Origin of the sequence: Verrucosispora sp. WMMA2121 (assembly GCF_027460185.1) — a bacterium.
GTDB lineage: Bacteria > Actinomycetota > Actinomycetes > Mycobacteriales > Micromonosporaceae > Micromonospora > Micromonospora palythoicola.
Window position 1 is genome coordinate 1,950,105 of the sequence record NZ_JAPZBH010000006.1, and the last position, 15,496, is coordinate 1,965,600.

The 15,496-nt window shown below is 71.6% G+C and carries 10 protein-coding genes; 3 read left to right on the plus strand and 7 right to left on the minus strand.

From position 1 onward, the window contains the following. Positions 1–98: 98 nt before the first annotated feature. Both O7605_RS17780 and tmk read right to left on the minus strand, forming a co-directional pair. The gene (locus tag O7605_RS17780; protein WP_269740222.1) at positions 99–1,313 is read right to left on the minus strand and encodes a DNA polymerase III subunit delta'; all 1,215 of its coding nucleotides are present in this window, start codon (positions 1,311–1,313) and stop codon (positions 99–101) included. Continuing rightward, entirely contained in the window at positions 1,313–3,652 is a 2,340-nt protein-coding gene (tmk, locus tag O7605_RS17785; RefSeq protein ID WP_443083939.1) for a dTMP kinase, read from the minus strand. Before tmk ends, O7605_RS17780 begins: the two co-directional genes overlap by 1 nt. A gap of 148 nt (positions 3,653–3,800) precedes the next feature. On the opposite strand from tmk, the gene O7605_RS17790 reads away from it, so the two are divergent. After that, a complete protein-coding gene (locus O7605_RS17790; RefSeq protein WP_269740223.1) occupies positions 3,801–5,009 on the plus strand; it encodes an amino acid deaminase/aldolase in 1,209 nt (402 codons plus the stop codon). A gap of 44 nt (positions 5,010–5,053) precedes the next feature. Here O7605_RS17790 and O7605_RS17795 read toward each other — a convergent pair whose 3' ends face one another. Beyond that, positions 5,054–5,707, minus strand: a complete 654-nt coding sequence (locus O7605_RS17795; protein ID WP_164446778.1) for a TetR family transcriptional regulator — start codon at positions 5,705–5,707, stop codon at positions 5,054–5,056. A 224-nt stretch (positions 5,708–5,931) separates the two neighbouring features. Here O7605_RS17795 and O7605_RS17800 point away from each other — a divergent pair, with 224 nt between their 5' ends. Then, positions 5,932–7,248 (plus strand): D-arabinono-1,4-lactone oxidase, encoded by a 1,317-nt coding sequence (locus O7605_RS17800; RefSeq protein ID WP_269740224.1) that lies wholly within the window; start codon positions 5,932–5,934, stop codon positions 7,246–7,248. 660 nt (positions 7,249–7,908) lie between these two features. Next, positions 7,909–8,487: a DUF559 domain-containing protein gene (locus O7605_RS17805; protein ID WP_269740225.1), complete on the plus strand. Its 579-nt coding sequence runs from the start codon at positions 7,909–7,911 to the stop codon at positions 8,485–8,487. Between the two features lie 63 nt (positions 8,488–8,550). On the opposite strand, the gene topA is transcribed toward O7605_RS17805, so the two are convergent. The 4 genes from topA to O7605_RS17825 all read right to left on the minus strand — a co-directional run bounded on the left by topA (position 8,551) and on the right by O7605_RS17825 (position 15,477). Further along, positions 8,551–11,376, minus strand: coding sequence for a type I DNA topoisomerase (gene topA / locus O7605_RS17810; protein ID WP_269740226.1), 2,826 nt, complete (start codon positions 11,374–11,376; stop codon positions 8,551–8,553). Between the two features lie 302 nt (positions 11,377–11,678). Beyond that, positions 11,679–12,446, minus strand: a complete 768-nt coding sequence (locus tag O7605_RS17815; RefSeq protein ID WP_269740227.1) for a hypothetical protein — start codon at positions 12,444–12,446, stop codon at positions 11,679–11,681. After that, a complete protein-coding gene (locus O7605_RS17820) occupies positions 12,437–12,979 on the minus strand; it encodes a hypothetical protein (RefSeq protein WP_269740228.1) in 543 nt (180 codons plus the stop codon). Before O7605_RS17820 ends, O7605_RS17815 begins: the two co-directional genes overlap by 10 nt. A gap of 119 nt (positions 12,980–13,098) precedes the next feature. Next, a complete protein-coding gene (locus O7605_RS17825; RefSeq protein WP_164446459.1) occupies positions 13,099–15,477 on the minus strand; it encodes a sodium-translocating pyrophosphatase in 2,379 nt (792 codons plus the stop codon). Between the last annotated feature and the right edge of the window lie 19 nt (positions 15,478–15,496).

The window sequence follows — 15,496 nt, forward strand, 5'->3', positions numbered from 1 at the left end:
CCGCACGCGAATTGCGCCTGTCGATGGTTGTGGACAACGGTCCAGCCACGGGCCGGCCGGTCCAGCCGTTCGCCGAGGTGTTGCCAGCCTGGCGGCGGTCAGCCCTTCCAGAGGGCGAGCATCATCGCCTCGACAGCGATCCGGGGCTTGACGTTGGCCTCGATCGCGGCGCGACAGGTGAGCACCGCCTCCAGCCGCCGCAGTGCCCCCTCCGCCTGCCAGCTACGGGCACCGGCCTCGGCCAGTTCGGCGGTGTCGGAGTGCACCGGCGTAACCGGTGCGCCCAGTGCCATGGTCAACGCGTCCCGGTAGAAGGCGGCGAGGTCCACCAGGGCCCGGTCCAGCGCGTCCCGCTGGGCCCGGGTCGCCCGTGACTTCTGGCGTCGTTCCAGGTCCTTCAGTTGACCGGCGGCTCCCCGGGCGGCACCGGCCGCACCCCGGCCGGTACCGCCGGCACCGAGCGCCGTCTCCAGCGCCGCGCGCTCCGCGGCGTCGGTCTCCGCGACCGACGCCTCGGCCTCAGCTTCGGCGGCCTCGATCAGCGCGGACGCCGCGTCGAAGGCGGCACCCACTCCGGTGAGCCGACGCGGCACCGCGAGCACCGCCTCCCGCCGGGCCCGGGCCTGCGGATCACGGGCCAGCCGCCGGGCCCGCCCCACATGGCCCTGCGTGGCGGCGGCCGTCCAGCGCGCCACGTCGGGAGCGATTCCGTCCCGGCGGACCAGCACCTCGGCCACCGCCTCGGCCGCCGGCTGCCGTAGCGGCACCACCCGGCACCGCGACCGGATGGTCACCGAGATGTCGTCCGGGTGGGTGGACGGCGCGCAGAGCAGGAACACCGTACGCGGCGGGGGTTCCTCCACCGCCTTCAACAGTGCGTTGCCGGCCGCCTCGGTCAACCGGTCGGCGTCTTCGATGATGACGACCTGCCAGCGCCCACCGGACGGGGTGCTGGCCGCCCGGAGCACCAGCGCCCGCATCTCGTTCACCCCGATGGAGAGCCCCTCGGGCACCACCAGCCGGACGTCGGCGTGGGTGCCGGCGAGGGTGGTGTGGCAGCCGGGGCACTCGCCACAGCCGGTGCCGTGCACACACTGCAGCGCGGCGGCGAAGGCCCGCGCCGCGACCGACCGGCCCGAGCCGGGCGGACCGGTGAAGATCCAGGCATGGGTCATCCCCCCGCCCGGATCAGCGCCGACGGCCGCCTCGGGTTCGCCGGTGGCGCGCAGCACGGCGGCGGCAGCCGCGGCGGCCCGCCGCAGCGTCTGCACCGCCTCGTCCTGCCCCACCAGGTCGGCGAAGGCGTCCGGCATCAGGTCCGCTCCGTCGTCACCAGCTCCGACGGGGATAACTCGGGCTGCACCGAGGTGTCCGGACCGTGCGCCGGGCCCGGGTGCTCGATCCCGTCGGCGTTGCCGAGCAGCTCCTCCACCCGGCGGGCGACCCGCTCGGCGATGTCCTCGGCCGAGCGGGCGCCGTCGAGCACCAGGTAACGCTTCGGGTCGGCGGCGGCGAGATCGAGGAAGGCGTAGCGGACCCGGTCGTGGAAGGCGATCGACTCGGCCTCCAGGCGGTCGGCGCTCTCCGCACGCGCGGCGACCCGGGACAGCCCGGTGCGCGGATCGACGTCGAGCAGCACCACCAGATCGGGCTTGAGCCCACCGGTGGCCCAGGAGGAGAGCCAGGACACCTCGTCGACCGGCAACGTCCGGCCGGCTCCCTGGTAGGCCAGGGACGAGTCGACGTACCGGTCGCTGATCACCACCGCGCCCCGGGTCAGCGCGGGCCGGACCACGGTGGCCACATGATGCGCCCGGTCGGCGGCGTAGAGCAACGCCTCGGCACGCGGTGAGGGTGCCTCGTCGGGTGTGGTGTCCAGCACCAGCGATCTGATCCGGGTACCGACGCCGGTGGCGCCCGGCTCCCGGGTGACCACCACGTCCCGTCCCTGGCCACGGAGCAACTCGGCCAGCTTGCCGAGCTGGGTCGACTTGCCGGCGCCCTCGCCGCCCTCGAAGACCACGAAGAGTCCGGCCGAGACGAACGGCTCGGCCGGCATCAGCGGACGGCCGCGGATCGACCCCCACAGGTCGGCCAGGACCGGCACGCCCTTCTTGTCGTCCATCTGCCCGAAGGCACTGATCCCGGCGAAGATGCCGGCCGCACCGGCGGCGAGCAGCAGCAGGCGGGTGGAGGAGACGGAGATGCCGAGGTCGGCGATGGTCAGCGTGCGGGAGCCACCGACACCGGCCAGCAGGCTGCCGAGCGCGATCGCCAGGATCAGCACGAGCCGGGTACCGATCTGCACCACGGCGAAGACCCGGCCGCGTACCTCGTCGGCGACCTCACCGCCGAGCAGGGTGGTGCCGGAGAGGAAGGCCATCCCGGCGCCGGCCCCGACGAAGACCGCGCCGACGAGCGCCATGGACAGGTGGATGGCGAAGGCCAGGGTCATCACCGAGGCGCTGGCCAGCACGATGCTCATGCCGAACCAGCGACGCCGGGACATCTCCCGCACGATCATCGGCCCGAGCCCGATGCCGATCGCCAGGCCGATGAAGATCGCGCCGAACAGCAGGTAGAACGCGGCGTCACCGGCACCGAGCGAGTCGGCGAAGAACCGGGCGGTGCCGATGACGATGCCGCCGCCGGCGAAGGCGCCGAGGATGCCGAGAACCAGCCCGCGCACCAGTGGGGTCTGCCCGATGAACCGCCAGCCCTCGGCGAACTGGCGCATCATGCTCTGCTCGGTGCGCTCCCCTTCGTCGGTCTGCCCCTGACTGATCTCCTTGATACCGAAGGCCACCACGAGGGCGGTGGCGAGCCGGGAGAACGCGTTGAACCAGAGCGCGAGTTGGGCCGGCTGGGCCCAGCCCGGCATCTCGCCGCCGGTGGCGCCCCGGATGATGCCGTCGAGCGCGGAGAGCACGATCGCGGCGAAGACCGGGGTCAGTCCGTACGTGGTGATCAGGGTGAGCTGGTTGGCCGTCTCCAGCCGGGCCCGGGGGATGAGGTTCGGTACCGCGGCCTCCTTGGCCGGGATCCAGAGCAGGGTGACCGTCTCGATCAGGAAGGTGGCGATCGCCGCCCAACTGACCACCCGCGCGCCGCTGGCGCCGGTCAGCGCGTAGAGCGGGATGGAGGCGAAGAGCACGAACCGCAGCAGGTCGCAGATGACCATCGTCCAGCGCCTGTCGAACCGGTCGGCGAGCACTCCGGCGACCGGGCCGAGCAGCAGCGCGGGCAACAGCCGGATGGCGATCACGCCACCGAAGGCCGCGCCCTTGGCGGTGCTTCCCTCCACCTGGGCGGCGGCGAAGACACTGGTGGCGAGCAGGCCGAGCCAGTCACCGAAGGAGGCCGCGCCGAGCACGATCCAGAGCCGGCGGAACGGTCGGATGCGCAGCACCGAGCGGATCGCTCCGTACCCGGTCAGGTCGGGTTGCCCGGCGGGGCCTCCCGACGAACCCTGCGTCCCCGCCTTGCCCGACTGGTTGGTGGCACCGGACTGGCCGGCGGCGTCGCGTCCGGCGGCGTCGGCGGGCTGGTCGGCTGTGCCGGCGGGCTGGTCCGCCGGCGACACGCCGGACGACTCGCCGTTGAACTCGCTTTCGATGGCCGTACCTCCACGTGCCGGCCCATCGCTGGGCACCCCCGGTGGAACACTCTAGACCCGGTAGGGACGTCCTCCCGTCCTGCACCGCCTGCTCGCCGAGCCTAGGCCGCCGCGGCCAGCCCGACCCAGGCAACCCGGACACGAGGGTATTTCGCATTAACCGTTTCACAGTTAGCGTGCACACGTGGCCACCGACAGCGAGAATCTGCGCAACCGCCTGGACCGGGCGACCGCGCACCTCGACCCGCCGTACGCGGTGGTCGACCTCGGCGCCTTCGACGCCAATGCCGCCGCCCTCGTCGACCTGGCCGGCGGCAAGCCGTTGCGGGTCGCCAGCAAGTCGGTACGCAGCCGCGAGTTGATCGCCCGCACGCTGGCCCGACCGGGCTGGCACTCGGTGATGGCGTTCACCCTGCCCGAGGCGATCTGGCTGGTCCGCAGCGGGATCAGCACCGACGTGCTGGTGGCGTACCCCACCGTCGACCGGGGGGCGCTCGCCGAACTCGGCGCCGATCCGGTGCTCGCCGCCGCGATCACGCTGATGGTCGACGACCCGGACCAGCTGGACTTCTGCGACGCGGTGTCACCGTCCGGCCGCCGCGCCGAGCTACGGATCTGCCTGGACCTGGACGCCTCGTGGCGGCTGTTGAACGGGCGGTTGCACGTCGGTGTCCGTCGCTCACCGGTGCACAGCGCCCGGGCGGCCGGTCGACTGGCCGCCACCGTCGCCCGCCGACCGGGCTTCCGGCTGGTCGGGCTGATGTCGTACGAGGCACAGATCGCCGGCCTGGGCGACGCACCGCCCGGGCGGGCGGCGCTCGGCACCGCGATCCGGCTGGCCCAGCGCGGTTCGTACCGGGAGTTGCTGGTCCGCCGCAGCGCGGCGGTGGCCGCCGTACGCGAGCACGCCGACCTGGAGTTCGTCAACGGCGGTGGCACCGGCAGCGTGGCCGCCACCCGGGCTGATCCCGCGGTGACCGAGATCACCGCGGGATCGGGCCTGTACGGGCCGACGCTGTTCGACGCCTACCGCGCCTGGCGGCCCACCCCGGCGGCCTTCTTCGCCTGCGGGGTGGTCCGGCGCCCGACGCCCGACCTGGCCACCGTGCTGGGCGGTGGCTGGATCGCCTCCGGGTCCGCCGACCCCGCCCGACTTCCCCGTCCGTGGTTGCCGGCCGGGCTCAGCCTGCTCGGTGCCGAAGGCGCCGGCGAGGTGCAGACCCCGCTGACCGGCGCACCCGCCGCCCATCTGCGCATCGGCGACCGGGTCTGGTTCCGGCACGCCAAGTCGGGGGAGTTGTGCGAACGGGTGAACGAGCTGCACCTGGTGGACGGCGACCAGGTGGTGGCCACCGTGCCGACCTACCGGGGCGAGGGTCGAGCTTTCCTCTGACCGGCGCGCCGGCTGGCCGCGTCGGCGGTGGGGTGAGGTCGGCGTCAGGCGGGTTGGGCCGCCGGCTGTGCGGGTTCCGCCTCGGCGACGATCTGGTCGTCGGCCGGCTTCGCCGGCTGCACCACCGGCCGGCGGCCGGCGTCACCCCGAGCGTCCACCTGCCGGTGCAGGTATTCCCGGATCAGCGCCTTCGCCTCGGTGAGCACCCGGTCGTCCCCGTCCGGCTTCCGCCGGAACGCCAGCTTGATCAGGGCGTCGGCCGCCTCCACCGCGATCTCCAGATGGAAGCGCAGGTCCGGCACGTCGGCCAGCCCGAACCGCTCGGTGAGCACCCGAGCCAGTTGGTCGGCGATCACCCCGTTGTTGTCCCGCTGCTCATCGAGCAGATGCAGGTCGACCACGTCGCCGAAGTGCAGGGTACGGAACCCGGGAACGGTGCGGTGCATCGTGATGTATTCATCGATCCCCGCGTCGACCCCGTCCCACCAGTGGGTCAGGTCGTCCGAGGCGAAGCGTTCATCGAGCCGCTGGAGGTAGGACTCCATCGTGCGCAGCGTCAGCGCCTGCACGATCGCCCGCTTGTCCGGAAAGAACTGGTAGACCGACCCGATCGCCACCTCGGCCCGCTCGGCGAGCAGGGTGGTGGTCAGTCCCTCGTACCCCACCTCGTCAACGAGTTCGGCGCAGGCGTCCAACATCCGCTGGACCCGCGCGACACTACGACCCTGCACTGGTACTCGACGCAGTGGCCCGGTCGTGGCGGCTGAAGTGGACACTCGCCACCCCCTCTCGACGGATGAACATATCTGCACGTCACGAGTCCGTGACTACCGGTACAACGAGCGGACCTCGATTGCGGTGTTTACCAGGGACAACGTTCCTGATATGAATTCGGTTCATATTCATCTTTAGGAGCGGGCCGATGGTCGAGAGCACCGCCACCGAGACCGCCGCCTGGTCGAACTGGGCGGGTAACCAACGCGGCGCGGCCACCGCCGTACTGCGGCCGTCCTCGGTCGACGAGGTCGCCGAGCAGGTCCGACGTGCCGCCGAAGCCGGCGAGCGGATCCGCCCGGTCGGCAGCGGCCACTCCTTCACCCCGGTCGCGGTCAGCGACGGGCAACGGATGGACCTGACCCGACTCGCCATCGACGTACGCGTGGACGTCGATCGACGCCTCGTCACCGTACCGGCCGCGATGACCCTGCGGGAGGTGAACGCCCTACTCGCCGCGCACCGACTGGCCCTGCCCAACCTCGGCGACATCGACGCGCAGACCGTGGCCGGGGCCATCTCCACCGGCACCCACGGCACCGGTGCGGCCTACGGCGGCCTGGCCACCTTCGTCGAGGCGCTGACCCTGGTCACCGGCGCCGGCGAGGTGCTGCGTTGCTCCGCCGAGGAGCATCCGGAGGTTTTCGACGCCGCCCGCGTCTCGCTCGGCGCGCTCGGCGTACTCGTCGAGGTCACGCTGCGCTGTGTGGACGCCTTCGTCCTGCTGGCCCACGAACGTCCGGCGACGCTGGACGCCGTGCTGGCGCGGGTGCCCGACCTGGTCGCCGCCCATGACCACCTGGAGTTCTTCTGGTTCCCGTACACCGACCGGGTGCACCTCAAGACGAACGACCGGGTACCGCTCGACGACCGCCCGCTGTCCCGCTGGCGCGGTTGGCTGGACGACGACTTCCTGGCCAACACCGTCTTCGCCGGAGTATGCCGGCTCGGCCGGGCGCTGCCGGGCCTGGCACCCGGCATCAGCGCGATCTCCGCACGCGCGCTCGGTGAGCGCCGCTACACCGGTCGCTCCGACGCGGTCTTCTGTAGTCCCCGCCGGGTCCGCTTCCTGGAGATGGAGTACGCGCTGCCGCGCGCGGCACTACCCGACGCGCTGGCGGCGGTGCGTCGCATCATCGACGGGTTGCCGTTCAAGGTGCTCTTCCCGGTCGAGGTTCGCTTCGCCGCGGGGGACGACATCTGGTTGTCGCACGCCTACGGCCGGGATTCGGTGTACCTCGCCCTGCACCAGTACGTCGGCATGCCGTACGAGCCGTACTTCCGGGCCTACGAGGCGGTGGCCACCGAGCTGGGAGGCCGGCCGCACTGGGGCAAGCTGCACTGGCGCGACGCCGCCTCGCTCGCCCCCGCCTACCCCCGCTGGACCGACTTCCAACGCATCCGCGCCCGCCTCGACCCCCACCACACCCTCACCACCCCCTATCTGGCCACCCTCCTCGGCTAGCCCACCGCGAATCTTGGTCCGAATCCGCCCCTCTGGGGGCACTTCCGCACCAAGATCCGCCGGCTATCCACAGGGGCAGCGCGTTGAGAAGGTGCCCGGCAGGGTGGTGGCATGGGGAGTCGGGGTGCAGGACCAGTGGAGGGGCCATCCGTTCAAGGCGGATCAGCGGGGCGCGGGGTGGGACCGGGGCAGCGACGAAACGAGCGAGCGGTCCAGCGGGCACACCAACGCCGGCGTGGACGGGATTTGAGGGCTGGCTGGCGAAACGCTTGGGAGCGTAATCCGGGTTCGACATCCCGGCGAGGATGGGGGTCGGTCCCGCCAAGGGACGACGCGGATGAGCTGACCTGGTTGCTGTTCCACCAGGAGCAGGTGCTCAGCCTCGATCAGGCCCGCCAGCACCTGTCGCCGAAGGCGATCCGGCACCGGGTCACGTCCGGTCGTTGGCGGCAGGTGCATCGAGCCGTTTACGTAACGCACAACGGTCCTTTGACACCTACACAACTTCCGTGGATCGCCGTTCTGTCCGCCGGTCCGGCGGCGATGCTCGGTGGGTCGAGCGCCGCCCGGGCATGGGGCCTGCGCAGACATGACGACGGATTCGTGCACCTGCTCATACCGGCCGGACACCGGCCGCGTGCGATGCCACCCGGTGTCCAGGTGCATCGCACCACCATTCTGGCCGACGAGGACGTTCTCCACGTCGGGCAACCACGTCGGACGATGCCGGCTCGGTCGATCGTGGACGCCGCGCAATGGGCGTCAGATGACCATGAGGCGTGTGCCATCATCGCGGCCGGATTCCAGCAGCGCCTCGTCGGCGGCGACGATGTCCAGCGCGTACTCGATCGCCTTCCCCGCGCCCGGCGGCGCAGCCTGATCCGGCGGACGGCCGTCGACGCGGCCGGTGGCGCTCACTCCCTGCCGGAGTTGGAGTTCCTCGCCCTCGTCCGGCGCGCCAGATTGCCCGAGCCGACCCGGCAGGCGGTCCGGCGGGATGCCGCTGGCCGGCGCCGCTACCTGGACGCGCTGTTCGAGGAGTGGGGAGTGCTCGTGGAGATCGACGGCGGCCAGCATCTCCATCCGGCCACCGCATGGGCGGACATGCGCCGGCAGAACGACCTGTGGCAGCGCGGCGACCGGGTGCTCCGCTTCCCGGCCTGGGCCATCCGCCACGCACCCACCCAGGTCATCACCCAACTCCGCACCGCCCTGAGAGCGGCGGGTTGGCACCCCTGACGACGCAGATCTTGGTCCGCCAGCGCCCCTCCAGGGGCGGTTTCGGACCAAGATTCGGCGCGGTCAGTCGGTGGTGCGGGCTTTCGCCGGGGTGGACTTGGCGGCGGGGGTTTTCTTGGCGGTTGCCTTGGTGGCCTTCGTCGCCTTGGTGGCGGTCGCCTTGGACGCCGTCGCCTTGGTGGCCTTCTTCGCCGTCGTCTTCTTGGCCGGGGCCTTCTTCGCGGCGGCCTTCTTCTTCGGGGCCGGACCCTTCGCCCGCTTCTCGGCGAGCATCTCGGAGGCCTCCTCCAGGCTCAACGCCTCGGGGGTCTGGCCGCGTCGCAGCGAGGCGTTGGTCTCCCCGTCGGTCACGTACGGACCGAACCGGCCGTCCTTGATGACCAGGGGCTTCTCGGTCAGCGGGTCGTTGCCCATCTCCCGCAATGGCGGGGCGGCGGCCCGGCGCTGGCGGGTCTTCGGTGCGGCCAGCAACGCCAGGGCCTCGTCCAGCGTGACGGTGAACATCTTGTCTTCCGAGTCCAGCGAGCGGAACTCGTCACCACGCTTGACGTACGGGCCGTAGCGGCCGTTGTTGGCGAACACCTCCGCGCCGTCCGGGCCGACCCCGACCAGCCGGGGCAGGCTGAGCAGCTTGAGCGCCTCATCGAAGGTGAGCGAGTCGGGCGACTGCGAGCGCAGCAGCGACGACTTGCGCTCGCCGCTGGCCACGTACGGGCCGAACCGACCGGACTTGAGCAGGATCGGCTCCCCGGTCGCCGGGTCGTCGCCCAGCTTGCGTTCGCCCCCCCCGCCGAGGAACAGCTCGTGCACCTTCTCCGGGGTCAGCTCGTCCGGCGCCAGCCCCTCCGGGATCGGCGCCCGGTCGCCCGGGCTGGTGCCCTCCTCGCCCTCCGCGGCGGGTGCCTGCTCCTCGCCAGGCACCCGACGTTGCAGGTACGGCCCGTACCGGCCGACCCGCACCACCACCTCACGCCCGTCGTCGTCGGTGAACAGCGGGATCGAGTTGACGCTGCGCGCGTCGATCTCGCTGAGGTTCTCGGTGACCAGCTTCTTCAGCCCGCCCGCGTGCGCGATGGCCTGGTCGCCGGTGCCGTTGCTGCTGCCGAAATAGAAGGCGGTGAGGAAGTCGACGGCGGCGTGGTCGCCACCGGCGATCTCGTCCAGCTCGTTCTCCATGCTGGCGGTGAAGTCGTAGTCGATCAGCCGCGGATAGTGCCGTTCCATCAGCCCGATCACCGCGAAGGCCAGGAAGGACGGGATCATCGCCTGGCCGCGCTTGACGACGTACCCCCGGTCCTGGATCGTCTGCATGATCGACGCGTACGTGGACGGGCGGCCGATGCCCAGCTCCTCCAGCGCCTTGACCAGCGACGCCTCGGTGTAGCGGGCCGGCGGCTGGGTGTGGTGGCCCTGCGCGGCCAGTTCGTCGGCGGTCAGCGGCTGGTCCTTGACCAGGTTCGGCAGCCGCCGCTCGGCGTCCTCGGCCTCGGCGTTCTCGTCGTCACTGGACTCGACGTACGCCCGCAGGAAGCCCGGGTCGGTGATGGTCTTGCCGGTGGCGCCGAAGTCGGCCTCCTCGCCGCCGGAGGTGGTCGCCCGGATCCGCACCGAGACGCTGGAGCCGACCGCGTCGGTCATCTGCGAGGCGATGGTGCGCCGCCAGATCAGCTCGTAGAGCTTGAACTCCTCGGCCGACAACTCCTTGGCCACGTCGCCCGGGGTCCGGAAGTTGTCTCCCGCCGGGCGGATCGCCTCGTGCGCCTCCTGCGCGTTCTTCACCTTGCCGGTGTAACGACGCGGCTCCGGCGGCACACTGCGCTCGCCGTACAGCTCGACGATCTGCCGGCGGGCCGCGGCGATGGCGGTCTCCGACAGGTTCACCGAGTCGGTACGCATGTAGGTGATGTAGCCGTTCTCGTAGAGCCGCTGCGCGGTGCGCATCGTCTGCTGCGACGAGAACCGCAGCTTCCGGGCCGCCTCCTGCTGGAGGGTCGAGGTGATGAAGGGGGCGTACGGGCGGCGGCGGTACGGCTTCTCCTCGACCCGGGTGACGGTGAACGGTCGATCCGCCAGGCGGGCGGCGAGCCCCCGGGCCCCACCCTCGTCGAGGTGGACCACACCGGCGCCGGGCCGGACCCGGCCGGTGGTCGGCTCGAAGTCCTTGCCGGTGGCGATCCGGTCGCCGTTCAACGCGACCAGGGTGGCGTTGAAGCTGCGCGGCCCCTCGCCCGGGTTGGTCACGGCGAGGGTGGCCAGGATGTCCCAGTACTCGGCGGTGCGGAAGGCCATCCGCTGCCGTTCCCGCTCGACCACGATACGGGTGGCCACGGACTGCACCCGGCCCGCCGAGAGCTTCGGCATGACCTTCTTCCACAGCACCGGGGAGACCTCGTAGCCGTAGAGCCGGTCGAGGATGCGCCGGGCCTCCTGGGCGTCGACCAGATCCCGGTCGATCTCCCGGGGGTTGGCCACCGCCGCCTGGATCGCCGGCTTGGTGATCTCGTGGAAGACCATCCGCCGGACCGGCACCTTGGGCTTGAGGGTCTCCACCAGGTGCCAGGCGATCGCCTCGCCCTCGCGGTCCTCGTCCGTGGCCAGGAAGATCTCGTCAACCTCCTTGGCCAGCTTGGTCAGCTTGCTGATCTGCTGCTTGCGGTCGGCGGAGACGACGTAGAGGGCGTGGAAGCCGTTGTCGACATCGACGCCGAGCCGGGCCCACGGCTCACCCTTGTAGCGGGCGGGCACGTCGGCGGCGTTGCGGGGCAGATCACGGACGTGCCCGAAGCTGGCCTCCACGACGTACCCCGGGCCCAGGTAGCCCGAGATCGTCTTGGCCTTCGCCGGAGACTCGACGATGACCAGACGGGTGGTTCCAGCGTTGCTCGGCACGTCTGTTTCGACCTCATTCCCACTCAATGGCCGCGCCTGGCCGGCTCGGGGCGCACTCGTCCCACCGGTACCCGGCGGTCCGGATGTCCAACGTAACGCGCCGTCCGTGTTTCGGGTTTCGCGGGCGGCAATCCGCCCCGGACGATCCGTGGTCACGCCAGACGGCGTCACCGTACACCCTGGGTAGGGTGTCGAGCGGGCCGCTGTGACCATGGCAGCCCCTCGGTTGAGGTCAAACCCGGCCGATTCTCCCTGTGTTCCCCGACACCCGGCTGTCTCGGATCGGACAGCCACGCCGACCGTCAGACCCGACTCGGCCAGGCCGTGGGCGGGCTCGCGGACGGGCGCTCACCGACCAGTTCGGCCAGCCGTCGGGTCCGGTGGCGGCCCGCGATCCGGTACGCGGGACCACCGGGTCCGCTCGTGACCAGCTCACCGGTCAGCCCGGCGGTGGCCAGGGCGGCACCGACGGCAGCCCACCGGACCGGATCGTCACCGCCGAGATGGAGCAGGAAGTCGGGCGGATCGGCCACCCCGGCGGCGGCGAGCCAGAGGCGCAGCCGCCGGCCGTCGAGCTGGAACCCGGGCGGCGGATGCTGCGTCGGGCCGTGCAGCCAGGCCGCCGCGAGCGGGACGATCGTCCGGGTGTACGCGGTCCGCACCGCGTAGCGCTGGTCCTCGGTGGGCGCCCAGCTGCTGCGGACACCCCGCTGGGCCAGCTCGGCGACGAGCACGTGCACCCGCCAGGCGGCCGCCACCACCACCGACAACCGGGCCGTGCCGCCCATCCGGTGCACCTCGCCCGGTCCGGCGAGCAGCCCGGCGAGATCGGCCACGGCGGGCTCACCGGTCTCCGCGCCGAAGAAGACCAGTTGCCGGTCGCGGCCGGTCGCGTCGGCCGGCACCGGTGACGGGTCGTCCGGAGAGCCGTCGTCGGCCGGCGCGTCGACCAGGGCGGGCCGGCGGCCGGTCGGCCCGCGACGGCGCGTCGGTGGTGGCTCGGCGGGCGGCGGGAAGGACACCGGCAGCGGTTGCGCCGCCGGTGTCTCGCCGGAACCGCTCAACGGCATTCGGGTACCTCGTCGAAGGCGCGCTTCAACTCCTCGGAGTCGAGCCGGCTGGTGTCCAGCGCGCTGGCGTCGTACTCCTGCTGGAGGGTCTCCACCGCGTCGCGGACACCGTCGTAGAAGGCGCTGGCCTCGCCGGTGCCCAGGCCGTCGATGGTGGTCCGGGCCCGGCCGTAGGCGTCCCGCATCGACGCGAGCGAGGCGCGGAAGCCGGCGGAGACCTCCGCACCGTGCTCCACCTCGGGCACGCCGGCCTGCTCCACCTTGCGCCGGGCGGTCTCGCTGGCCTGCTCGGCGCCGCCGAAGAGCCGGACCAGGTTCTCCTTGGCCTGCGCCGGGGTGGTCTGCGCGGTCATCTGCTGGTCGGTGCTGTTGGTCAACTTGCTGATCTCGGCCCGCCAGGGGGTCAGCGCCGAACAGACCGAGGCGGCCCAGGCGCGCGGACTGGGGCCGCTGGAGCCGCAGGCGGCCACCAGCATCAGCGTGGCCAGGACCACCGTGAACTTTCCGGCGGCTGCCGCCCGGCACGTACGCATGCGTTGCAGCGTACGGCTTCTCCTCCCGGTCGGCACCGGTCATCGGTACCGGGGTCCGTGGAGGCGACCGGTCCCCGGCCGGCAGACGTTGCCGACCGGGGACCGGTGTGCCCGACGCGTCAGGCCTTGATTTCCTCCGGACGCGGGTCCGCGCTGCCGGAACCGCTGTCGGCGTCGTCGCCCATCGCGATGCTCTTGCGCTTGCTGAACACCACCGCCGCGACGACGATCAACGTCGCCACGAGCGCGATGGTGACCCGCAGGCCGACGTTACGGTCGTCGCCCACGCTCCACGCCACCACGGCCGGCGCGATCAGCAGCGCCACCAGGTTCATCACCTTGATCAGCGGGTTGATCGCCGGGCCGGCGGTGTCCTTGAACGGGTCACCGACGGTGTCGCCGATGACGGTCGCGGCATGCGCCTCGGAGCCCTTGCCGCCGTACGCGCCGTCCTCGACCATCTTCTTCGCGTTGTCCCAGGCACCGCCGGAGTTGGCCAGGAAGACCGCCATCAGCGTGCCGGCACCGATCGCACCGGCCAGGTACGACGCCAGCGCACCGGGCCCGAGGCCGAAGCCGACCGCGATCGGCGCCAGGATGGCCAGCAGGCCCGGGGTGAGCAGCTCGCGCTGCGCGTCGCGGGTGCAGATGTCGACGACCTTGCCGTACTCCGGACGCTGGGTGCGGTCCATGATGCCGGGCAGCTCGCGGAACTGTCGGCGGACCTCCATCACCACGGCACCCGCCGAACGGGAGACCGCGTTGATGGCCAGACCGGAGAAGAGGAACACCACCGCCGCGCCGATGATCAGGCCGACCAGGTTCTGCGGGTTCGACACGTTCAACGCGTTGAGGATCTCGGCACCGACGTCGGTCACCCCCGCGTCGGCGTACGCGGTGCGCAGCGTGTCGGTGTAGGAGCCGAACAGCGCGGTCGCGGCCAGCACCGCCGTGGCGATCGCGATGCCCTTGGTGATCGCCTTGGTGGTGTTGCCGACCGCGTCCAGCTCGGTGAGCGTACGAGCGCCGTGCTCGTCGATGTCGCCGGACATCTCGGCCACACCCTGGGCGTTGTCGGAGATCGGGCCGAAGGTGTCCATCGCGACGATCACGCCGACGGTGGTGAGCAGGCCGGTACCGGCCAGCGCCACGGCGAACAGCGAAAGGGTGATGGACCCGCCGCCCAGCAGGAAGGCGCCGAAGACACCACCGGCGATGAGCAGCGCCGAGTAGACCGCCGACTCCAGGCCGACGCTGATGCCGGCGAGGATGACGGTGGCCGGACCGGTCTGCGAACTCTTGCCGATGTCCTGCACCGGACGCTTGTTGGTCTCGGTGAAGTAGCCGGTCAACGCCTGGATGGCGGCGGCCAGCACGATACCGATGATCACCGCGCCGATGACCACGCCGCGCGGGCCGAAGAGCGGGTCGCCGCCGTTCACACCGAGGGTGGTCCGCCAGTCGTCACCGAGTTGCGCCGCCCACGTCGGCTGGAGGTAGGCGAAGGTGGCCACCGCGACCAGCACCGCCGAGATCAGCGCGGAGAGGTAGAAGGCCCGGTTGATCGCGGTCAGGCCGTTGCGGTCGGAGGCGCGCAGCCGGGTGATGAAGACGCCGATGATGGCGACCAGCACCCCGATCGTGGAGATGATCAGCGGCAGCACCAGGCCGTCGGTGCCGAACGCGGCCCGGCCCAGGATCAGCGCGGCGACCAGGGTGACCGCGTACGACTCGAACAGGTCGGCGGCCATGCCGGCGCAGTCGCCGACGTTGTCGCCCACGTTGTCGGCGATGGTGGCGGCGTTGCGCGGGTCGTCCTCGGGGATGCCCTGCTCGACCTTGCCGACCAGGTCGGCGCCGACGTCGGCGGCCTTGGTGAAGATGCCGCCACCGACCCGCATGAACATGGCCAGCAGTGCGGCGCCGAAGCCGAAGCCCTCCAGCACCGTCGGCGCGTCACCCCGGAAGATCAGGACAACGAGCGCGGCACCGAAGAGACCGAGACCTACGGTGAGGAAGCCGACCACGCCACCGGTCCGGAAGGCGATCTTCATGGCCGACTCCCGGCCACCTTCACGCTCCCGGGCGGCGGCGGCCACCCGCAGGTTGGCCCGGGTCGCCAGCCACATGCCCGCGCCGCCGATGAAGGCGCTGAACAGGGCACCGACCACGAAGAAGAGCGAGCGACCGATCTTCACCGCGACTTCGCTGCCGTCGGTGTTGTGCACCGGTAGCAGGAACAGCAGAACCACGGCGATCACCACGAAGATCGCCAGGGTCCGGAACTGCCGGAGCAGGTAGGCCGAGGCGCCCTCCTGCACGGCCCCGGAGATCTCCTGCATGTTGGTGGTGCCCTTGCCGGCGGCCAGCACCGTTTTCGTCAACGCGGCGGCGAAGGCGAGCGCGACCAGCGCGATCACCGCGGCGATGACGACGTACGTGACATTGGCTCCGGTGAGGGAGATCCCGCCGCCCTCGGCGGCCAAGGTGTCGGACATCTGTGTCCTCCTGTGCCGA